Source organism: Streptobacillus felis, from assembly GCF_001559775.1.
GTDB classification, from domain to species: domain Bacteria; phylum Fusobacteriota; class Fusobacteriia; order Fusobacteriales; family Leptotrichiaceae; genus Streptobacillus; species Streptobacillus felis.
In genome coordinates this window covers 32,641-53,932 of sequence record NZ_LOHX01000152.1, presented here as the reverse complement: position 1 = coordinate 53,932, position 21,292 = coordinate 32,641, and the positions used below count along the sequence as shown (strand labels likewise).

Sequence of the window (21,292 nt, the reverse complement as noted above, 5' to 3'; positions counted from 1 at the left end):
TCTCCTTTTTATTTATTATTTATTAATATATTTGTATAAACCATAATTTTTTCTTTATCACCATTTTTATTAGCTAAATCTACTAATAATTCTAAAGATTTTAACTCTTCTTGAGATAAAGCAATTATTGCATATTTTTTTCTTTCATAACTATCATTAGTTAATACAGCAATTTCATAACTTGCAGCACCAAGTCCAAGTTTTGAAGCAATTTTTAATTCATCTTTATAGTTTCTTATATCTACATCTCTTCCAGTTGTAATGGCAAGATTTTTTAATAAAGAGTGATAGCTAAGTATAGCATTTAAATTACCATTTTCAAAACTTTTCTTATACATTTCTAAAGCTTTATTAATTTCATCACTATTTTCATAATATTCCCCTAATTTACTATATGCTGGAACATAATCTGATAATACTAAATCATCATAAATTTCTTTAGCTTTTTTCCAATCATCATTTTCATATAATAAATTTGCTTTCATAAATTGAATATCTTTATTACTTTCTTTAATCTCATCAAGAATTTCTATAGCTTTTTCTCTTTTATTTTTTGTTGTTAAATCAGAATTTTCAACTAATTTTATTGCTGCCCTAGCATATTTATGATTAATGTATAGATCTCTATAAATTTTTATTGCATTTTCTACTTCTCCCTCCATTTCTAGAAAACTCGCTTTAGCAAATAAAGCATCATTGTTATTTTCTTCTAAAAATGGTTTTAGAATCTTATACGCTTCTCCTACATCATCTCTATCTAATAAAAATTTACCTAAAGCATATCTTTCATAATCCTGTATCTTATTCTGATTGTATTTAATATACAACTCTTCCATTTTTTTAAATTCTTCTAAATGATCTCTCATATCTTTATAGTTTGGATAAACAGTATAATTATTTTGATTATATGCCATTTCAAAATATTCAAATGCCTCAGTATATCTCTTTAAAGAATAAAGATATGTAGCTAAAAATGAAGTCGCTCCTACATTGCCAAATGATGCAGCCTCTTTTAATTTATCTATAGCTTGCTCAAGCTTATTACTAAAAATTAATAAAGTAGCTTCTCTATACTCAGCATATCCATTAGATTTACCTGTTTTATTTTCATAAAATTTATCTAGTATCTCTTCATCACCTAAATAATTAATTACTTCAAATATATTTTCATCATTTCCTATAAAAGCTTTTTCAAAATTTTTCAAAGTAGATTCATTATCTTCCTTATATATACTTACTATACCATCTTCTATATAGTCAAAAGTTTTACTATCAAAACTCCACTTTTTATATTGAAATACCAATACAATTAACAAAGAAAAAATAAGTATTACAGAAATTTCTTTTAGTATTTTATTTTTATTCATCAATACTCCTATTTTATACTAGTTGAAACTTTGACTGCATCATCAATTAATACTAAAGAGACCTTTTTCTTCTCAGCAGTAGTTAGTAACATACCTTGAGAAAGTATTCCTTTAATCTCAACTGGTTCTAAATTCAAGACAGCTATAACTTTTTTACCTACTAAACTTTGTTCATCTTTATAATGTCTTGCAATACCAGATACTATTTGTCTCAATTCAGTTCCAGTATCTACAATAAATCTAAGTAATGCTGTATTTTCAGTCACTCTTTCAACTTTCTTTATTTCGACAACCCTTATATCAATTTCATTAAATTTTTCTATATTAATAGGGTTATTAATTACTAAATTTTCTTCAAATTCAGACTTAGGTAATTCTATTCTTGGAAATAAAACTTCAGCCTTATTTAACTTATTATTTACAGGATAAATAGCCAAATCTTTTATATCATCTAATAAAATATCTTTATTTTCTATTGATAATTGTTCTAAAATCTTATTAGCAGAATCCGGCATAATAGGTGAAATTAATACCGCTATTTTATATATTCCATCTATTAAGTTATATAAGACTGTTTTAAGTCTATCTGTATCATTGTTTTTAAATAAAGTCCATGGTTCAGATTCATCTATATATTTATTTAATCTTGAAATAAATTTCCATATTGTTTTTAACATTTCAGAAAAATTATATTCATTATAGTAATTATCAACATTAATTAAAGTCTCTTCCCATAATTTAATTATCTCATTATCTAAATCATTTAATTTATCAATACCATAAACTATGGAATCGAAATATTTATTTTGCATTCCAATAACTCTATTTAATAAATTACCTAAGTCATTAGCTAAATCTGAATTTATTCTTTGTATAACTGCAGAATTAGAGTAATCTGCATCTTGACCAAAAGTTGCCTCTCTTAATAAGAAATATCTAAATTGGTCTAATCCATATTTATTTACTTCATCTATAGGATCTACAACATTCCCCAATGATTTAGACATTTTTTGACCATCTTTAGTCCACCAACCATGCACTGCTAAAGTAGTAGGCAATTTAATTCCTGCTGCCATAAGCATTGCAGGCCAAATAATTGCATGGAATCTCAGTATATCCTTACCTACCATATGAACTACCTCAGAATTATTCCAATATACATCAAAATTTTCACTATTGTATCCTGCACCTGTAAGGTATGAATTTAATGCATCAAACCAAACATAAACTATATGACCTTTTTCTAATTCTAAAGGGATACCCCAATTGAAAGTAGTTCTTGATATAGAAAGATCTTGTAATCCTTGTTTTATAAAAGATATAACTTCATTTTTTCTATTTGTTGGCTTAATAAATTCTGGATTTTCTTCGTAAAATTTTAATAATTTATCTTCATATTTAGACAATTTAAAAAAGAATGATTTTTCTTTCATATCTATAACTGGTTTACCCATATATAGTCCATCAACTAATTGAGATTCAGTAACAAAAGTTTCTTCACTAACAGAATATTTACCTATATATTCCCCACTATAAATATCTCCATTTTCATATACTTTTTTTATTATGTCTCCTACAGTAAATTCATGTTTTAAGCTAGTAGTTCTTACGAATTCTGAATAATCAATATTAAGCACTTCCCATAACTTAACAAAATCTTCTTTCATTTTATCTACCCACTCTTGAGGAGTTACATTATTTTTTTCAGCTGATTCTTGTATTTTTTGTCCATGTTCATCTGTTCCTGTTATAAACCTAACATTTTTACCTTTTAATCTATTGTATCTTGCAACAACATCACAAATAACTGTTGTATATGCTGTACCTATATGTGGTTTAGCATTAGGATAATAAATTGGCGTTGTAATGTAGAAATTATTCATTAGTCCTCCTTGTATATATATACAATTTAAATGTATTATATATTATTTCTTGTTTATTATATTTTTTTTCATCTATTTTTGGAAAGTAAGTATCAGCATCTAAATATTCTTCATCAATTTTTGATATATATATTTTTTCTGCATAGTCTATCAATTGGCTATATATACTTCCTCCACCTATAACATAAATTATTTCATCACTATTTAAGTAATTTAATAATATATATTCAATATTATCAATAATATTTATTCCTTGTATATTTTTCAATGTTTTACTTATCACATAATTTTCTCTAAAATCTAAAGGTTTACCTATAGATTCAAAAGTATTCCTACCCATAAATATTTTATTGTTTAAAGTTAACTCTCTAAAAAATTTTAAATCCTCAGGGCAATTCCAAAGCATTCTATTTTCTTTGCCTATTTCTTGATTCTTACCTACGGCTGCAACTATATGTATCACTTATGAGTGGCTCCTTTAATAGTAAGTTCTGTTCTAATTTCATCAACTCTATTTTCATCCATATCAAATTCAAAATTTTGCTGCCTTAATGCTTCATAAAGTATTATTACTGCCGAATTAGATAAGTTTAATGATCTACCTATTTTAAGCATAGGAATAGTAATATTTTGGTCTTTATATTTATTAAGAATTTCTTCGGGTATACCACGTGATTCAGGTCCAAACATTATGTAATCATTCTTACCAAAAGTAACATCAGTATATTTTTGATTAGTTTTAGTAGTAGCAAAATATATTTTGCCTTCTCCTTTGTTAGCTAAAAACTCTTCAAATGAATCCCAAATTTTCAAATCTACATATTTCCAATAATCAAGTCCTGATCTTTTTACTTGTTTATCATCAATTTCAAAACCCAAAGGTTTTATTAAATGTAATGTTGTATTCGTAATAACACAACTTCTTCCTATATTACCAGTATTATATGGCATTTCTGGTTGAAATAATACTATATTCATTTTAATCCCCTAAAATATATATTTTTTTACATCGTTAAATAGAACAAATACCATAAGTAATAACAATAATATCATTCCTATAGTGTGTATTCTTTCTTCTAATTTTTTATTTAATTTAATACCAAAAAATTCTAATAGAACAAATATTATACGTCCACCATCTAAAGCTGGTATAGGTAATAAATTAAGTATACCAATATTTATTGATAATAAAGAAAATAATGGAATTAGAACTAAATAACCTTGCGTTTTAATTTGTTCTGCAAAAACTAGTGGTAATCCCACTGGACCAACCATTTCCTTAGCTTTAGCTGCTCCAGTTAATAACATCTTTAGTCCCATAAATGTTGCACCAAATACTTTAGCAAACATATAGAAAGCATTAATTATTGGCTGACCTGTTATTAACATTAATATTACAAAAGCTATTAATGCTGTAATAAAATTCATTATTACTCCTGCAAGTAAAACTATAATTTTCTCCAACTTTGAGTGTGACATAAAGCCTTTTGAATTATATTCTATAATCTCTTCATCAGTATAATCTTTAAATTCTTTATCTTCTTTACTTGCTTCAACCATACCATCAATTAAGACATAACCACCTATAGGTACAGCTCTTAAACTATATTGTGTTCCATTTTTTAATTTACTATAAATTAAAGGCCCCATACCTATAGAAAATTCAGATACTGGCATATTAAATTTTTTTGCAGTATAAAAATGTCCAAATTCATGTAAAAATATAATTAAACTTAAAACAAGTAATGTTACTATTACTATAAAAAACATTATTTTTTTTTCTCCATTTCCATTTTAATTCTTTTACTAATTTGATTTATTAGTAAACTGTTTTTAGTATATATCATATTAAGATTATCTTTAAGTACCATTTCAACATTATCTTTAATAATAATAAATTCATCTCTACTTATATCTTCTAAAATATATACTAATATTGATTTTTCTTCTATTTTTTTTAATTTTTCTCTTATAACTTCATCATATATATTACCAATAACTACAATAATATTTTCTGCGCTATTAATTAAATCAATTACCTTATATGTTAAATTATCAATTCTATCAAAAAGATACATACCTTCTCTATTATACTTATTATACATGCTATCTAAGGTAAATTTCAAACTATTAATATTATTCAAAAAATTTTTTTCATATTCTGCAAAATATATATTAGGATTAATTACTACGTAATTTTTAGAATCATCCTGAGCTGGAATAAGTTTAAGCATCCCTTTTTCTTCCATTTTTTGCATATATTTGTATGAAATACTTCTTGAAATATCTACTTCTTTTGAAACTTGAGTTGGATTTTCTCCTGGTTTTTTTAATAGATGCAAATAAATTTTTGCTTCAATTTCTGTAATACCTATATCAACTAATTGTTTTAATAATAGTTCTTTTTCCATTATTTTATCCCCATTAATTCTTGATAAGTTGTTTTAATATATGAATCCGTCATACCAGATATATAATCTGTAACAAGTAATAATCTTAGATATAGTTTATAATTATATATTTTATTCTCATATTCTTGTTCTAGTCTTTCTTTTTTATTACCTTCTAACTTTCCTTCTTCAATTTTTGTAATTAATTTAGCACGTTCTTTTTTCTCATATTCATTTGCATATACATGATAAATATATTTTTGATTATCACTTAATATTATTCTATACTTACTGTGAACACTATTTTCTTTTTCAAAAATTGTATCATAATATATCACTGATTCTACAAATTTATCTAATAAGAAATTTATCATTATATTTGCAGTTAATTCCATTTTATTATTTCTTTTAGATTCAAAAATATATTTTCTTGCAGTATCTTTTAACATTTTTACTATTTTAGCTGATCTTCCATCAGCAAGTAATTCTCTAGTATATGTTCCATTCATTATTTCTGTATAATTATTAATAAAATTATTAACTACATCTTTTATTATCAAACCTTGTATAGAAATTATCCATCTACTAGATGCATAGCTATGTACATTTCTATATCCATTTTTCTTTCCTTCTTCTTTATATTTTATTAATCTATCATAAAATACATCTCCTGAATCAAAACCATATTCCTTTAAAGTATTTTCTAAATTATAGTAATCAAGATATTTTTTCTTAAGTCCATCCTCTATATCCGCCGTAATATATGCTATATCATCTGCAGCCTCAAGTAAAAAAGTTAATGGATGTCTATAAATCTTATTTTCTTGCTCATCATATGTTCCAGTAGACTTAACTACATCTAAAAATACATCTTCTTCAGCAAGGAAAAATCCCATTTTTTTATCTTTAATATTTCCACTTTCCTTATTTATATCCTCAGAAGAAACAGGATATTTTATTAAAGTATTTAAAAGTGCATATGTTAAATTCATTCCATACTCATCTACTAAAAAATGTAACTTTGATACAACTCTTATAGCTTGAGCATTACCCTCATAATTTTCAAAATCTCCTATCATTTGAGGAGTAAGTAGATCTTTTAATTTTTTTAATTCACCATTATAGTCTTTTACTTCTCTTTTTTCTATAAAGTCTGAAAACCACATTCTAATAGTATCTTCACCAAAATGTCCAAAAGGTGGATTCCCTATATCGTGTATTAAAGCAGCTGAAGATAAAATAGTTGAAATTGAATTTAATTCTTCATATCCAAAATCCTTATCTAACTTATCATCTATTATTCTTTTTCCTATTGATTGTGCTATAGATTTTGCAAAAGATGAAACTTCAAGTGAATGAGTAAGTCTTGTTCTAACAAAATCATTTTCTTCTAGAGGAAAAGCTTGTGTCTTATCTTGTAATCTTCTAAAAGATGGTGAAGATATTACTCTGTGATAATCTTTCTCAAAATCATTTCTAATATCACTTGATTTTATTCTACTTCTAGCACGTCTTGTATTTGTTGATAATAATGTTTTCCAATTCATAACATCACCTCTATTCTCTTATTATTCTTTTTAACCATTTTCTTTGTTTGTATCTTAATATTGATGGTAGGAATACAAATAATTCCGAACTACCACCTAATAGATAAATAATATTTATTGGTAATTGTAAATATCTACCTAATAAAGTAAGAGGTACTGAAAGTCCTACCATACTTATTAAGTCAAGCATCATAGCATAGAAAATATCTCCACCTGCTCTTAAAATTCCAACTATAACTAATAAATTTAATCCTTTAAATGGTAATAATAAACTTTCACTTAATACTACAAGTCTTGTAAGTCTTGCAAGTTCTACCTCAGGCTTCATTAAATTAAGTACTATAGGAGATATAATATTTACCATTATAGCAGAAAATATTCCTAATAATATCATTAATCTAAAACATAGGCTCGCTATTTTTTTTGCTTTATCTAAGTTATTTGCTCCTAATTCATTTCCTACTAATACAGATGCAGCATTAGAAACTCCACTAAACATACTAAATAATATAGATGAAATTGTTGATGCTATAACTATAGATGAATACTCAACTGCACCCATATTACTATAAATTGAAGTTCTAAAAGTTAATCCTGATACCCATATAAATTCATGTATAAATGTAGGGAATGAGATACTTATAATTTCCTTCACTAATTTAAACTCAAAACTAAGAGTTTCCTTTATACTTGATAAAATTGGGAATTTATTTTTCTTAACTTGATATATCATATATATTAGTGAAAATAATCTTGCTATTACTGTTGCTATAGCAGCTCCTTTAACACCTATTCTTGGTATTAATAACAGATTTCCAAATAAATTTACAATTAATCCAACTATAGAAGCATAAAAAGAATACTTAGATTCACTAATAACTCTTAATTGCATACTAAATACAAACCCTAATCCCGCTAAAGGAAATGTAAAACAAGCAATTTTGAAATACTCTCTAGCTTGTATTAAAACCATAGGATCTTTAGTATAAAATTGTAATAAAATATCAGGATTTGTTAATCCTATAATTACAAAAGGAATAGATATCATTAATGAAGTTACAGATAAAAATCCTAAAATTTTATTCATTTTAGAATAATTTTTACTTCCATAATATTGGGCTGAAAGTACACCAGCACCACTAAATAATCCAAATAATGAAATTATATATACAAAAAATATTTGATTAGAAATACCAAGTCCAGAAACTGCATTAGTACCTAACCCTAAAGCTGGATTTTCTTTTCCAACCATAAAATTATCTAAAAAATTTATCAAATTATATACCAAATTTTCCAAAGCAACAGGTATTCCAATTATAAGTATTTTTTTGTAAATACTCATATCTTTTTTATTTATCATCCAAGTCTCCCTCGTTTTCAAACTCCATAAATATAACTAAATGATCTGAAATATATTTTCTTACTTGTTCATAATTATTTTTAGTATAATTATATACTCCAAATCTACCAGTATATTCTTTTAAATTATTTCTATTAAAGAAAGCGTTATCATAAGAATTAGCAAGTCCTCTATCAGACATAGTAGTTTTATTACTATTAGGATTTAAAGCTTCTTTAACCTTAAAAGTATCCTTAAAATATCTAAAAGCCTTAGAATTTGCTGGTAGATTAAAATCTCCTAATAATATTATATCTTCCTCTTTTGATTTATCTAAGAAATATTTATATACTTTATGATATCTACTAGCTTCAATTTCTCTTTCTACCTTATCTTTACCATAAATTGAATGTACAGAAACTACAACAAAATCAAAATTATTTGATTTTATTAATGCACCGAATGGTTCTCTTATGAAATAACCAGATTTACCATCTTGATAAGTACCTAAAGAAATTATTTTATTTACTTTATTTTTCTTATACAATATACCAAAATATTCCTTATACTCTCTTGAACCTACTGGTACATCTGATATTAAATATCCCCATTCTTCATTTGTATATTTTTTTACTTCTTCCCTTAATTTATTTAAACCTTTTTCATTCATAACTTCTTGTATAGAAACTATATCAAATTTTGATACTATCTTTGCCATAGATATCCAGTCTTTTTCATTCTCACCTAATTTCATTGCATTAAAACTTGCAAGCAATATAGGTTCCGCCCAAATATTTATTGAGAAAATTATGAATAAAAATATCTTAAAAATTCTTCTCAAAACACTCCCTCATTTCTTATTACTCGTATATTTAATTATACATTATTTTACAATTTTATTCAATTAAAAAAAGACTAGAATAAACTAGTCTTTAATTTGCTCTTTCCATATATTCACCAGTACGAGTATCTATTCTAATCTTATCTCCTATATTACAGAATAAAGGAACTTGTAATTGGTATCCAGTTTCTATAGTAGCTGGTTTAGTAGCTCTACCTATAGTATCTCCTTTTAATCCAGGTTCAGTATATGTAATTTCTCTTACCACTGTATTAGGAAGTTCTACACCTACTGCTCTTTCTTCATATAATAATACTTGTATTACCATTTCATCAACTAAAAAATCTGTTGCATCTCCTAAATCATCTTCTGTTAAAGTCATTTGTTCAAATGTTTCTTGGTTCATAAAGAAAAATTCCCCATCCATTTGATATAGAAATTGCATTTGTGCTCTATCTAAAATGATATCATTAATCATTTCAGTAGATAAAACTGTAATTTCTTGTACTTTCCCACTAATTAAATCTTTAATTTTAAACTTCATTTCTGCTGCCCTAGCTTTTTTACCTGAAGTTGATTGATGTCTGTCTGCTTTTAAAATTAAATAAGGTACATTTTCTTTTACATATACATTACCTTGTCTTAATTCCATTGCTGCTTTCATTATATTCCTCCTTAAAATTCTTCTATAGTATTATACACTACTTTTATTATTATGTAAATTATTTATCTAATAATAATTCCAATATTTGAACTGCATTAGTTGCTGCACCTTTTCTAATATTATCTGCAACAACCCATAAATTTAAACCATTATCCACAGTTTCATCACGTCTTATTCTACCCACAAATACTTCATCTTTTCCTTCTGTCATTATAGGCATAGGGTATATATTATTTTTTACATCATCTACTAAAACTACTCCATTTGATTTTGAAAGTAATTCTTTAACTTCATCTAAATCAAATGCATTTTCCATTTCAACATTCATAGAAACTGAATGAGAATATCTAACAGGAACTCTTACACAAGTTGCACTTACTCTTAAATCGGGTAAATGTAATATCTTTCTAGTTTCATTTACCATTTTCATTTCTTCTTTAGTATATCCATTATCTAAAAATACATCTATTTGAGGTATTAAATTAAATGCAATTTGGCTTGGAAAGTTAGTAGATTCTTCACCTTTCAAGTTTTTTTCTAAATCATCTAAACCTTTAACTCCAGCACCAGAAACTGATTGATAAGTTGAATATATTACTCTTTTTAAACCATATTTATCTGCTAAAACTTTTAATACAGGTATAACTTGTATAGTTGAACAATTTGGGTTTGCTATTATACCTTTTTTTACATTTTCAGCATCTTCTATATTTGCCTCAGGAACTATTAAAGGAACATCTTCATCCATACGCCATGCACTTGAGTTATCAATTACAGTAGCACCTTTTTCAGCAAATTTAGGAGCAAATTCTAAAGAAGTTGATCCTCCTGCAGAAAATAATGCAAAATCAATATCATCTTTAATATTTTCATCTTTTAGTTCTATTATCTCATAATCTTTACCCATAAAATTAATAATTTTCCCAGCACTTCTACTTGAAGCATATAGATATAGTTTATTAAATTTTATTTTTCTTTTTTCTATAACTTTTAAAAATGTAGTTCCAACAAGACCTGTTGCACCAACTATAGCAATATTTTTCATTACTCAACACTTCCTTTATATATCAATTCACTTGGTCCATTCATATAGATAGTATCATTTTTTAATTCTATTTCTAAATTTCCACCTAATAATTTAGCTTTAATTTTTTCATTCGTTTTGCCTAATTTATTAGAAATATATCCTACTGCACTAGCTCCAGTTCCACAAGCTAGAGTAAGTCCTGCACCTCTTTCAAAAGTCATTATTTCAACTTCGTCCATATTTTTTACATAAACAAAGTTAACATTAGTTCCTTTTGGAAATACTTCTTTATTTTGCTCAATATTTTTCCCATATTTTATTACAAATTCTTCATTCAAATCTTCTTTATCAATATATATAACTACATGATCTGTACCAGTAAATGTATAAATATATTCAAATTTTCTATCTAGAGCTTTTATTTCTTTTATTTCAGTAGTATTTATTGCTTTATTCATATCCACAGATACCCAAAAATCATTTTTATCATCATTAATTATTCTAATTTTTTTTATCCCTGATAATGTATCTATTAGTATCTCATCATCTTTTGAAACTAAGTTGTGATTATATAAATAATGTACATAGCATCTTATACCATTACCACACATAGATGCTAAACTTCCATCTGCATTATAGAAATGCATATAATAATTTTCTTCTTTTTTCTTTAAAATTATTATACCATCTGCACCTATAGATTTTCTTCTTTCACAATACTTAACTACTTCTTCAATACTTAATTCTTCTTTTGTTATAATAAAATCATTTCCTAAGCCACTATATTTTTCAAATTCCATATTTATATCAATCCTTTTTTAGAAAATAGTTTTATCAATTCTTTTTTAGTTTCTTCAGTTGAACTAAGTAAAGGTTCTCTTACAAAATCATTTTCTAATATTCCTAAAACATTCATAGCTGCTTTAATTGTTACTGGATTACCTTCTATAAACATAGATTTATGTATATTGTACATAAATTTATGTAAATCAAATCTTTCTTCACCTGTTAACTCAAATTGCATTGCAACTTGTTTTGGAAGTGCATTTGCTGTAACAGATATTACACCACATGAACCTATAGCTTGCATAGGTAGCATAAAATTATCTTCACCAGATATTACTGAAAAATCTTTATCTACTCTATTAACTATTTCTATCATCTGATCTATATTTCCTGTAGCTTCTTTAATACCAACTATATTCTTAACTTTTGAAAGTAAAACTGTAGTTTCCACATCCATATTAACCCCTGTTCTCGATGGAACATTATATAAAATTACATCTATACCAACTTCTGCAATTTTCATATAATGATTAATTATTGCTCTTTGTGTTGGTTTATTGTAATATGGTGTTACAGATAATACAGCATGTACTCCTAAATCTTTACATAATTTCGTTAAATATACAGCTTTTTCTGTTGAATTAGAGCCTGCTCCTGCAACAACTTTTATTCTTCCTTTAACTTCATCTACAACTGTTTTAATAGCTAAAATATATTCCTCTTCACTTAAAGTTGCTGCTTCTCCAGTAGTTCCACAAACTACTATACCTGAAGTCATATTTTCTATATGAAAGTTTACTAACTCCTTTATTTTTTCCACATCTACCTTTAAATTTTTATCAAATGGTGTAATTAATGCAACATAACTTTTTGAATATTTCATACTATTCCTCCAATAATTTTTTGATATAATAATCTAAATTATTATTTATTTTTCCTAAATCTATTTTATCTTTAATTTCAGTTTTATTTATTTCATCTCTTAATTTTATTAATGAGGCAACATCTTTCTTTGAAAAATAATATTCTGATTGTAATAAATCTAACATCATTAACAACTCTATAACATATCCTTGTAATTCAGGATAAAAATTCTTATTTATTTTTCTAATTTCTTTTCTAGTATTTTTAAAATCTTCTTCACTTACTTTAGAAAAATTATATAATAAATCATATAATAATCTATTATATTTATTAAGAGGATAATCCTTATAAATATTTTCCATATTTACTAAAACTTCTTCAAACATTTCTTTTTCATCAAAAACTATATTTATATACATAAATATCTCGTCTGAAAGATAATTATGTTTTGCAGTTTTAGATATCCATGCATTATTATATGCATTAGTAAAATCTTCTCTTTTTAATTCAAGTAAAGATAAGTAATTATATACTAAAGGATTTATTTTTTCTAAATTATACATTTTTTTTAAATTTTCTTTTGAAACATTAAGTCTTTTAAGTATTAAACCAGGTAATGTATATATTTCTTTTACCTTTACATAAGATTCAAACTCATCCTGCATTTCATTTAGTATTTTAAAAAATTCTCTATCATAATAAAAATCAGATTTTTCTAAATTAGAATATAGATAATCATATTCTGTTTCCTTATTAATTCTTCTGTAATCTTTTGCATCTATAGTAACTTTATCAGATATAGATGAACAAGAAAAAACAAATAGTAATAATAATATATATTTTTTCATATTACTCCTATAATTCAAATTTTTTAGCAAGTAATCTAGCAACTTTTTCAGCTATTGTTTCTTCTACAACTATTGAAATAGTAATTTCTGACGTAGATATTTGATGAAAACTAATATTGTTTTCTGACAATACTTCAAAAATTTTTGAAATAGTATTAATAGATGTTGCAAGACCTATTCCAACAAGTGAAACTTTAACTACATTACTATTAATTAATATTTCATAATTACATTCTAATTCTTTAAACATTTTTCTAAGAGATTCTTCATCCGTTCTAGGAGAAGTAAAAGCTATACTTCCTTTTTCAGCTATTACGTCATTTTGACTTATCATATCTATAATAACTCCATATTCAGAGGCTTTTTTGAATATTGGATAAAGATTTCTTGCATAAGTTGGTATACCATCTAAAGTTACCATTAATATATTTTTATTAATAGAAATTCCTCTAATTTCTTTTTTCTCCATAATTTTCTCCTTAAAAGTAATTATTGTTCCGTTATTTTCGCCTAAAGTTTTTCCAACATATATTTCTATCCCATATTTAAATCCAAGCTCAACAGCTCTTGGTTCCATAACACCAGCACCCAAATATGCAAGTTCCATCATTTCTTCATATGAAATATATTGTATTTTTTTTGAATTTTCATAAACCCTAGGATCTATAGTATATATCCCATCAACATCTGTATATATCTTACATTCTGCATTTAATGAACAGGCTAAGGCAACAGCTGAAGTATCTGATCCTCCTCTACCAAGAGTAGTTATATCTCCATTTTCATTTACACCTTGGAATCCTGCTACTATTACTATTTTACCTTCATCAAGATTTTTTAATATTATTTCATTATTAATACTTTCTATAGTATTTTTCGTATGTAATCCAAGAGTTTTAATTCCTGCCTGTTCACCTGTAAGCGATATAGCATTTTGTCCAAGCTCAATTAAGGCCATAGAAAGTAATGCTATAGTTTGTTGCTCCCCAGTTGACATTAATCTATCTAATTCCCTTTTATCAGGATCATGTGATATTTCTTTTGCAAGTTTAATTAATCCATCAGTAGTTTTACCCATAGCAGATACAACTACAACTAAATCTTTCCCACTTTTTTTTACTTCAATTAAATGTTTAGCTATGTTAACTATTTTTTCAGTGGTTGCTACAGAACTACCTCCATATTTATGTACAACAATTTCTCTACTCATAACTTCTCCTAACATTATGCTTTTATATATATTTTACCACATTTTATATTAAGTTGCATAGTAAAAAATATTTTTAAAATATCTCTTCCATTTTAAGATTTTCAAGTTATAATATATTATATAGAAATATTTATGGAGGTTCTTTATGAAAGTATATTCAGGTTTAAACAAAAATCCAATATTAAATGGAGAATATAAGTTACTTAGATCTATTGATTACTTAACAGAAATCGTAGGAATTGCAAATTTTAAAGATGGATTATTAGATGGGAAAAAAATAACTTTAGATCCATCAGGTATAGTTATTAAATCAGAAAATTATGAAAATGGTGTATTAATTTCTGAAAACAGTATAGAAAATCCTAATGAATATATGCAGCTTGCTAACGATGAAACTAAAACTTCAAAAAGAAATGGTAACTATATTCTTTATGCAAATAATGAAACATCAATTTTCACTTTAAAAAATGGATTATTTGAAAAAAATAAATGGATATTTAATGACAATCCTAATTTTGATAGTCCTCGTCTATTATCTATAGAACATTTTGTAGACAACCACCATGTTGGTGAACAAGTATTTTTTCATGAAGATGGAAAAATAATGTTAATTGAATATTATAGAGAACATATGGGTGCTTTACCTGAAAAATCAACTTGGTTTGATTATGATGAAAAAGGTAATTTAGTTTCAGAAAGAAACTTTAGAAGAAATAAAAAAGATGGAAGACATAAATATTATAATGAAAATGGTACTATGTACAAAGATATTTCATATAGAGATGGAAAACTTTTTGGTCCTTCTATTTATCATAGAGAAGACGGTACTAAATTAGTAATTGATTACGAATTTGGATTTAAAGTAGGAGAAAGAATAGAATAAATATTAAGGGAAAACTCGTTTTCCCTTTTCTATTGAAAAATTTTTTTAAATAAGATACAATAATAGAAAGCAATTACAAAGGATGGTAAATATGAAAATAGTAGTAATAGGTGGTGGAGCAGCTGGAATGATGTTCTCTACTCAATATAAAAAAATGAACCCTCAAGATGAAGTAATAATTTTAGAAAAAAGTCCATATGTATCTTGGGCTGGATGTCCTTCTCCATATTACATAGCTAATGAATTGCCTTTAAAGAAGGTTATAGGTTCTCCTGCTCAAACTTTCATTGATAAAGGATTAGATGTAAGAATTAATACTGAAGTATTAGAAATTAACTATGATGAAAAATATATAAAAACAAATATAGATACTTTAAATTATGATAAATTAGTTATAGCTGTAGGTGCAAAATCAACATTAAACATAAAAAAAGAAAACTATTTTACTCTATCACATGCAACTGATGCAATTAATATTAAAAAGTTCATAGAAACTAATAAACCTAAAAATGCATTGATACTAGGTCTGGGATTTATAGGTCTTGAAATGGTAGAGGCCTTACTTTTAAACAATATAAATGTAACTGTGGTAGAAAAATCAAATGAAGTGTTTAATATTTTACCGCTTGAATATAGAAATGTATTAAAAGAAAAAATAGAAGAAAAAAATGTAAATATATTACTTGGAAACGGTGTAAAAGAATTTAATGAAAATAATGTAGTACTTGAAAATAATCATAAAATAGATTTTGATTTACTTATTATTTCAACAGGTATTACAACTAAAACTGAAATATTAGGAGATAAATTAGATTTATTAAACGGAAAAATAATAGTTGATAATAATTTCAAAACTAATATTGAAGATGTATATGCACTCGGAGATGCTGTATTAAATAAAAATATTATAACTAATGATTATACATATGCCCCTTTTGGTGATGTTGCAAACAAACATGGAATGATGCTTGCAAAAATATTATCAGGAAAAAAATCTGAATTTATAGGTGTTAATAACTCATATGCTACATCATTCTTTGATTTAAAAATAGCAGGAACTGGATTAACTGAAGAAATAGCTACAAACAAAGGATATAATGTTGGTAAAGTTAGTATGGAAGTATTAACTAAAAATTCTGCATTTGAATCATCTAAACCTGGTAAAGCTGAAATTATTTATGACAAAGACACAAATTTAGTACTAGGAGCAACTATTATAGGTTATGAAGCTGTAGCTCAATTCATAGATCAAATATCAATAGTTATTAGATTTAAAATTAAAATAGATGATTTAATATCAATAGACTTTGCATATTCACCAACTAATGCTAGTGTATGGAACCCATTATTAGTTCTATATAGAAAGGTAATAAAATAAGGAGATTTTTCTCCTTTTTTTATTGACAATTAAAAACTTTTTTTGTATAATAAGTTATATGCCGCTTTAGCTCATTAGGTAGAGCAGCTGACTTGTAATCAGCAGGTGATTGGTTCGAATCCGATAAGCGGCACCACTTGAATAAAATTAAAGTATAGATAAAAGGAGAGTTTAAAACTCTCCTTTTTACATTACATCTTTCATATTAAATAATCCATTTTCTAATTTAACTAATTTTTCAACTATATTTACTGCACCATCTGAAAATATTTTTCTTGATAAAGCACTATGTTTTATTTCTATTATTTCATCACCTTTAGAGTAAATAACATTGTGTTCTCCAACTATATTACCTCCTCTTATTGAATGAACTCCTATTTCTTTTTTTTCTCTTTTTTCATTTCTTCTACCATATACTCTATCCCTTTTTTCCCCTAAACTTTCATCTATTATATCAAGTAATGTTTCAGCTGTACCACTAGGAGCATCTACTTTTCTATTATGGTGTGCTTCTACTAATTCAATGTCAAATTCATTAAGGATTTTTGTTGCATATTCAACTATCTTATTTAATGCATTTACTCCAAAAGAAGTATTTGTAGATTTTAATATTGCAATTTTTTCACTAGCTTCTTTTATTATTTCCATTTCTTCATCAGTTTGACCAGTAGTTGCAATTAATACATTTTTTTTCTTATTCATTGCAAAATTTAAAACATCTTTCGTTAATAAATGGTTTGAAAAATCAATAATTACATCAAAATCCTTATCCACTGATGAAAAAGAATCAAATTCTCCATTACCAAAAAGGTCTACTCTTCCAATAAATTCATATCCTTTTTCTTTAATTGAAGTAATTAAGTATTCAGACATAACTCCTGCCCCTATTAATAAAACTTTCATTTTTCATCCTTTCTTTGTTGTATTTTTTCAACAAAATACATTAGTAATTTTGTGGGTGTAAATCTAGTAGAAAATACTGATAATCTATTTAAAATACCAGGTATAATTAATCTTTTACCCATATTTATCATAGTATAATCTGCAACTAATTCAGGTGTTTGTACCCGCATATTATCAAATAATTTAGAATTTTCTAAATTTGAACTTTTAACAAAACCTGTACTTGTTGCTCCTGGAGCTAAAATTGAAACCTTAATATTACTATCTTTTAATTCATGATAAAGTGCATTAGAAAAAGATGTAACAAAGGCTTTAGTAGCATAATATACACTCATCTTTGGTCCAGGCATAAAACTTGCAACTGAAGATACATTTAATATTTGTCCTTCATTTTTATTTTTCATATTTTTTAAATACAACTTAGTTAAAGATACTAGTGATACTATATTTAAATTAATCATAGATATTTCTCTTTCAAGATCTGTTTCTATAAAATTTCCAAATAAACCTACACCAGCATTATTTATTAGTGTTACTACAAAAAGATTATTTTCCTCTGTATATTTATAAATTTCATTACTACTTTCTACATTACTTAAATCTTTTTGTAATATATGTATATCTATATCAGGATAATTATTCTTAAATTGTTCTAATATATTAATTCTTCTTGCTACTAAAATTAAATTATTCCCCTTCTCCGCATATTTTTTTGCAAGTTCTTGTCCTATACCAGAGCTTGCTCCAGTAATCAATACATATTTATTCATATTTAATATTACTCCTCCAACTACTCTTTCTAATTATCATATAAAATATTGCTGCAGCTAAAAAGTTAGAAAATAGGTTACCATAAAATACAGAATAATAACCTAAATAAGAACTAGTCATTCTTATAAATAAATATCTGAAAACCCATATTCTTAAAAAAGACATTATTAATGGATAAACATTTCTTCCTAATGCATTAAATACAGATTGTGTAATAATAAATAAAGCAAACGGAAATACTGAATATGTATAAATATTTAAAGCTTCTTGTGTTTTAATTGCAACATTTACACTAGGGTCATATAAAGATATTACATATTTAGATGTAGAAAGTACTAAAACTAATAACACTAATGCTATAATTTCACCAATAATTAAACCTTTTCTATATATATCTTTAGATTTTTCAACATTTCCAAGTCCAATATTCATACTTATCATAGTTGTTACTGTAGTTCCTATAGATGTAGGGACAGTAAAACATATATTACTAATTTGTGAGGCAATAGCAAGACCTGCAAGTACATCTGCTCCATATATTTCTACTTCTCCGTTTATTAAATAAAAACCAAAATTTATAGAAGTAAACGATATTATAGTTGGTATTGATAACCTTATCATTTCCTTTACTATAGGATAATCAAACTTATATTCATATATATCTAACTTAAATTTAGATTTCTTTATAAATAAATCATAATACATCCATATAGTTGTAAATATATATGCCGTTAAAGAAGCAAATATAGCTCCTTCTAATCCCATTTTAATTATTACTAAATATATAAAGTTAAAAATAATTTTCAATATTAATAATACTATCATTCTATAAAATGTAGCTTCTGGCTCTCCAGTTGCACTTTTAATTGAATTAAATATAGCAGCCATAAACTGAAATGGTATAATAAACGCACTTAATGCAAAATATGTTATTGCATATTCTCTTATTACAGGATCTATTGGTGCTAAATATTTTGCACCATAAAAACATACAGGCATCAATAGTATTCCTAATAAAAATCCAAATACTAATACTTGCATAGCAACGTTTTTTACTCCTTTAAAATCTCCTTTACCATTAAGTTGACCTATCATGGACATAGCAACTACACTAAGTCCTTGTGATATAGCAATTAACATATTGTATACTGGTTGCATATACGAAACACCAGCACCAACATCTGTCCCTAAAATTTTATTTAGGAATAATCCATCTGAAAAAGGAATTAATACCTGAACTATAGCCATCATAAATATGGGTATAGTTAAAAACATAATAGTTTTTACAGTATCACCATGAATTATCATCTCACGTCTTTCATCTAAATTCATTTTAAATAAATTATTCATACATAACCTCTTTTTATTTCATTATATCTAATAATACTTTATCATTCATTTTAAGTCAAGATTTTTTATCATATTGTTTTATTTTATTATATGATGTATAATCATATTAGTGAGGTATAATATGAAATTAAATAAACTGAGAAGTATTAATTTATTAATAAAACCTGCATCTTGTAACTGTAATTTAAGATGCAGTTATTGTTTCTATTTTGATGTAGCAGAAAATAGAGAAACATATACTTATGGAAATATGACTTTTGAAACATTAGAAAATCTAGTTAAAAATGTCTATGATTGTGTAGAATATCAGGTAAACTTTTTATTCCAAGGTGGAGAACCTACTATGAGAGGAATAAACTATTTCTACAAATTACACGAACTAGTTGAGAAATATAATAAAAATAATATAAATACAACATTTTCATTACAAACTAATGCAACATTACTTAACAAAAGATGGTTTGATTTATTCAAAAAATACAACTATTTAATTGGTGTTTCACTAGATGGTACTAAAGATATACACGATATTTTTAGAATAGATATTAGGCAAAAGGGAACTTTTGATTCGGTATTGAATAACATCAACAAATTAAGAGAAAATAATATAGATTTTAATATACTGTGTGTAATTAATTTTGAAGTTGCTAAAAATGCTAAGAGAATATATAATTTTTTTAAAGAACAAAATTTTAAATTTATACAATTTATACCTGCTCTTGACCCTCTAAAAAATTATGATGAACAAGATTACACACTTACTGCTGAGAATTATGGTAAATTTTTAGATGAAATTTTCAATTTATGGAACGAAGACTTAGAAAAAGGAAATATTATTAGTATTAGATATTTTGAAAATCTACTATTAATTCTTACAGGAAGAAATCCAGAAGCTTGTGATATGGTTGGTCACTGTTCTGTAAATACTGTAATTGAAGCTGACGGTTCTGTTTATCCATGTGATTTCTATGTTATTGATGAAAGAAGATTAGGTAACATAAATACAGATAGTATCCCTGATATTATATTTTCAGAAAAAGCATTAAATTTTGTAAAAGAATCATTTAAATTAGATGAAAATTGTAAAAATTGTAAGTATTTAAAAATTTGTAGAAGTGGTTGTAAAAGACATAAAGATCAAAATAATATAAATAAGTTTTGTGAAAGTTATAAATATTTTTTAGGAAGAAATCTAGATAAATTAGTTGAAATTAGAAATAAATATATAATCAGATAACAAT

Annotated in this window: 21 protein-coding genes and 1 tRNA gene; 4 read left to right on the top strand and 18 right to left on the bottom strand. The window is 25.5% G+C overall.

Annotated features, from left to right (window positions below):
• Positions 1-8: 8 nt before the first annotated feature.
• The 15 genes from AYC60_RS02900 to AYC60_RS02830 all read right to left on the bottom strand — a co-directional run bounded on the left by AYC60_RS02900 (position 9) and on the right by AYC60_RS02830 (position 14,766).
• Entirely contained in the window at positions 9-1,367 is a 1,359-nt protein-coding gene (locus AYC60_RS02900; protein ID WP_067321064.1) for a tetratricopeptide repeat protein, read from the bottom strand.
• An 8-nt stretch (positions 1,368-1,375) separates the two neighbouring features.
• Positions 1,376-3,250 (bottom strand): methionine--tRNA ligase, encoded by a 1,875-nt coding sequence (gene metG / locus AYC60_RS02895; protein WP_067321061.1) that lies wholly within the window; start codon positions 3,248-3,250, stop codon positions 1,376-1,378.
• Entirely contained in the window at positions 3,243-3,713 is a 471-nt protein-coding gene (locus tag AYC60_RS02890; RefSeq protein WP_067321059.1) for a dihydrofolate reductase, read from the bottom strand. The genes metG and AYC60_RS02890 overlap by 8 nt, the downstream gene beginning before the upstream one ends.
• Positions 3,710-4,228: a tRNA (uridine(34)/cytosine(34)/5-carboxymethylaminomethyluridine(34)-2'-O)-methyltransferase TrmL gene (trmL, locus tag AYC60_RS02885; protein ID WP_067321057.1), complete on the bottom strand. Its 519-nt coding sequence runs from the start codon at positions 4,226-4,228 to the stop codon at positions 3,710-3,712. The genes AYC60_RS02890 and trmL overlap by 4 nt, the downstream gene beginning before the upstream one ends.
• Positions 4,229-4,237: 9 nt before the next feature.
• Positions 4,238-5,020 (bottom strand): site-2 protease family protein, encoded by a 783-nt coding sequence (locus AYC60_RS02880; RefSeq protein WP_067321055.1) that lies wholly within the window; start codon positions 5,018-5,020, stop codon positions 4,238-4,240.
• The gene (locus tag AYC60_RS02875) at positions 5,020-5,661 is read right to left on the bottom strand and encodes a TrmB family transcriptional regulator (RefSeq protein WP_067321052.1); all 642 of its coding nucleotides are present in this window, start codon (positions 5,659-5,661) and stop codon (positions 5,020-5,022) included. The genes AYC60_RS02880 and AYC60_RS02875 overlap by 1 nt, the downstream gene beginning before the upstream one ends.
• Positions 5,661-7,187 (bottom strand): deoxyguanosinetriphosphate triphosphohydrolase, encoded by a 1,527-nt coding sequence (locus tag AYC60_RS02870; RefSeq protein WP_067321050.1) that lies wholly within the window; start codon positions 7,185-7,187, stop codon positions 5,661-5,663. The genes AYC60_RS02875 and AYC60_RS02870 overlap by 1 nt, the downstream gene beginning before the upstream one ends.
• Positions 7,188-7,197: 10 nt before the next feature.
• A complete protein-coding gene (locus AYC60_RS02865; protein ID WP_067321047.1) occupies positions 7,198-8,547 on the bottom strand; it encodes an MATE family efflux transporter in 1,350 nt (449 codons plus the stop codon).
• Entirely contained in the window at positions 8,537-9,367 is an 831-nt protein-coding gene (locus tag AYC60_RS02860; RefSeq protein WP_067321046.1) for an endonuclease/exonuclease/phosphatase family protein, read from the bottom strand. The genes AYC60_RS02865 and AYC60_RS02860 overlap by 11 nt, the downstream gene beginning before the upstream one ends.
• Positions 9,368-9,458: 91 nt before the next feature.
• A complete protein-coding gene (gene efp, locus AYC60_RS02855) occupies positions 9,459-10,031 on the bottom strand; it encodes an elongation factor P (protein WP_067321043.1) in 573 nt (190 codons plus the stop codon).
• Positions 10,032-10,089: 58 nt separating this feature from the next.
• On the bottom strand, positions 10,090-11,076 hold the full coding sequence (gene asd, locus AYC60_RS02850) for an aspartate-semialdehyde dehydrogenase (protein ID WP_067321041.1): 987 nt from the start codon (positions 11,074-11,076) through the stop codon (positions 10,090-10,092).
• Entirely contained in the window at positions 11,076-11,858 is a 783-nt protein-coding gene (dapF, locus tag AYC60_RS02845; protein ID WP_067321038.1) for a diaminopimelate epimerase, read from the bottom strand. Before dapF ends, asd begins: the two co-directional genes overlap by 1 nt.
• Before the next feature lie 2 nt (positions 11,859-11,860).
• The gene (dapA, locus tag AYC60_RS02840) at positions 11,861-12,727 is read right to left on the bottom strand and encodes a 4-hydroxy-tetrahydrodipicolinate synthase (protein ID WP_067321036.1); all 867 of its coding nucleotides are present in this window, start codon (positions 12,725-12,727) and stop codon (positions 11,861-11,863) included.
• A gap of 1 nt (position 12,728) precedes the next feature.
• Positions 12,729-13,556: a hypothetical protein gene (locus AYC60_RS02835; RefSeq protein ID WP_067321033.1), complete on the bottom strand. Its 828-nt coding sequence runs from the start codon at positions 13,554-13,556 to the stop codon at positions 12,729-12,731.
• Between the two features lie 7 nt (positions 13,557-13,563).
• The gene (locus AYC60_RS02830) at positions 13,564-14,766 is read right to left on the bottom strand and encodes an aspartate kinase (RefSeq protein ID WP_067321030.1); all 1,203 of its coding nucleotides are present in this window, start codon (positions 14,764-14,766) and stop codon (positions 13,564-13,566) included.
• Positions 14,767-14,911: 145 nt separating this feature from the next.
• On the opposite strand from AYC60_RS02830, the gene AYC60_RS02825 reads away from it, so the two are divergent.
• The 3 genes from AYC60_RS02825 (at position 14,912) to AYC60_RS02815 (ending at position 17,163) form a co-directional block, all read left to right on the top strand.
• Complete coding sequence (locus AYC60_RS02825) at positions 14,912-15,649, top strand: toxin-antitoxin system YwqK family antitoxin (RefSeq protein ID WP_067321027.1); 738 nt, start codon at positions 14,912-14,914, stop codon at positions 15,647-15,649.
• 91 nt (positions 15,650-15,740) lie between these two features.
• Positions 15,741-17,027: an FAD-dependent oxidoreductase gene (locus AYC60_RS02820; RefSeq protein WP_067321024.1), complete on the top strand. Its 1,287-nt coding sequence runs from the start codon at positions 15,741-15,743 to the stop codon at positions 17,025-17,027.
• 60 nt (positions 17,028-17,087) lie between these two features.
• Positions 17,088-17,163: transfer RNA gene (locus AYC60_RS02815), tRNA-Thr, on the top strand.
• A gap of 50 nt (positions 17,164-17,213) precedes the next feature.
• On the opposite strand, the gene dapB is transcribed toward AYC60_RS02815, so the two are convergent.
• From dapB to AYC60_RS02800, 3 genes are read right to left on the bottom strand one after another with little or no spacing between them, the layout of a single operon-like run.
• Positions 17,214-17,930: a 4-hydroxy-tetrahydrodipicolinate reductase gene (gene dapB, locus AYC60_RS02810; RefSeq protein ID WP_067321022.1), complete on the bottom strand. Its 717-nt coding sequence runs from the start codon at positions 17,928-17,930 to the stop codon at positions 17,214-17,216.
• Positions 17,927-18,700: an SDR family NAD(P)-dependent oxidoreductase gene (locus tag AYC60_RS02805; protein WP_067321020.1), complete on the bottom strand. Its 774-nt coding sequence runs from the start codon at positions 18,698-18,700 to the stop codon at positions 17,927-17,929. The genes dapB and AYC60_RS02805 overlap by 4 nt, the downstream gene beginning before the upstream one ends.
• Positions 18,693-20,051, bottom strand: coding sequence for an MATE family efflux transporter (locus AYC60_RS02800; RefSeq protein WP_067321017.1), 1,359 nt, complete (start codon positions 20,049-20,051; stop codon positions 18,693-18,695). Before AYC60_RS02800 ends, AYC60_RS02805 begins: the two co-directional genes overlap by 8 nt.
• A 121-nt stretch (positions 20,052-20,172) precedes the next feature.
• Between AYC60_RS02800 and AYC60_RS02795 the strand changes: the two genes are divergently transcribed.
• Complete coding sequence (locus AYC60_RS02795; protein WP_082762551.1) at positions 20,173-21,288, top strand: anaerobic sulfatase maturase; 1,116 nt, start codon at positions 20,173-20,175, stop codon at positions 21,286-21,288.
• Positions 21,289-21,292 lie beyond the last annotated feature (4 nt).

What these genes read in the sequence shown, in the direction of transcription:
- AYC60_RS02900 (WP_067321064.1), bottom strand. Translation starts at nt 1,367, where the DNA reads ATGAATAAAAATAAAATACTAAAAGAAATTTCTGTAATACTTATTTTT.
- metG (WP_067321061.1), bottom strand. Translation starts at nt 3,250, where the DNA reads ATGAATAATTTCTACATTACAACGCCAATTTATTATCCTAATGCTAAA.
- trmL (WP_067321057.1), bottom strand. Translation starts at nt 4,228, where the DNA reads ATGAATATAGTATTATTTCAACCAGAAATGCCATATAATACTGGTAAT.
- AYC60_RS02880 (WP_067321055.1), bottom strand. Translation starts at nt 5,020, where the DNA reads ATGTTTTTTATAGTAATAGTAACATTACTTGTTTTAAGTTTAATTATA.
- AYC60_RS02875 (WP_067321052.1), bottom strand. Translation starts at nt 5,661, where the DNA reads ATGGAAAAAGAACTATTATTAAAACAATTAGTTGATATAGGTATTACA.
- AYC60_RS02870 (WP_067321050.1), bottom strand. Translation starts at nt 7,187, where the DNA reads ATGAATTGGAAAACATTATTATCAACAAATACAAGACGTGCTAGAAGT.
- AYC60_RS02865 (WP_067321047.1), bottom strand. Translation starts at nt 8,547, where the DNA reads ATGATAAATAAAAAAGATATGAGTATTTACAAAAAAATACTTATAATT.
- efp (WP_067321043.1), bottom strand. Translation starts at nt 10,031, where the DNA reads ATGAAAGCAGCAATGGAATTAAGACAAGGTAATGTATATGTAAAAGAA.
- asd (WP_067321041.1), bottom strand. Translation starts at nt 11,076, where the DNA reads ATGAAAAATATTGCTATAGTTGGTGCAACAGGTCTTGTTGGAACTACA.
- dapF (WP_067321038.1), bottom strand. Translation starts at nt 11,858, where the DNA reads ATGGAATTTGAAAAATATAGTGGCTTAGGAAATGATTTTATTATAACA.
- dapA (WP_067321036.1), bottom strand. Translation starts at nt 12,727, where the DNA reads ATGAAATATTCAAAAAGTTATGTTGCATTAATTACACCATTTGATAAA.
- AYC60_RS02835 (WP_067321033.1), bottom strand. Translation starts at nt 13,556, where the DNA reads ATGAAAAAATATATATTATTATTACTATTTGTTTTTTCTTGTTCATCT.
- AYC60_RS02830 (WP_067321030.1), bottom strand. Translation starts at nt 14,766, where the DNA reads ATGAGTAGAGAAATTGTTGTACATAAATATGGAGGTAGTTCTGTAGCA.
- AYC60_RS02825 (WP_067321027.1), top strand. Translation starts at nt 14,912, where the DNA reads ATGAAAGTATATTCAGGTTTAAACAAAAATCCAATATTAAATGGAGAA.
- AYC60_RS02820 (WP_067321024.1), top strand. Translation starts at nt 15,741, where the DNA reads ATGAAAATAGTAGTAATAGGTGGTGGAGCAGCTGGAATGATGTTCTCT.
- dapB (WP_067321022.1), bottom strand. Translation starts at nt 17,930, where the DNA reads ATGAAAGTTTTATTAATAGGGGCAGGAGTTATGTCTGAATACTTAATT.
- AYC60_RS02805 (WP_067321020.1), bottom strand. Translation starts at nt 18,700, where the DNA reads ATGAATAAATATGTATTGATTACTGGAGCAAGCTCTGGTATAGGACAA.
- AYC60_RS02800 (WP_067321017.1), bottom strand. Translation starts at nt 20,051, where the DNA reads ATGAATAATTTATTTAAAATGAATTTAGATGAAAGACGTGAGATGATA.
- AYC60_RS02795 (WP_082762551.1), top strand. Translation starts at nt 20,173, where the DNA reads ATGAAATTAAATAAACTGAGAAGTATTAATTTATTAATAAAACCTGCA.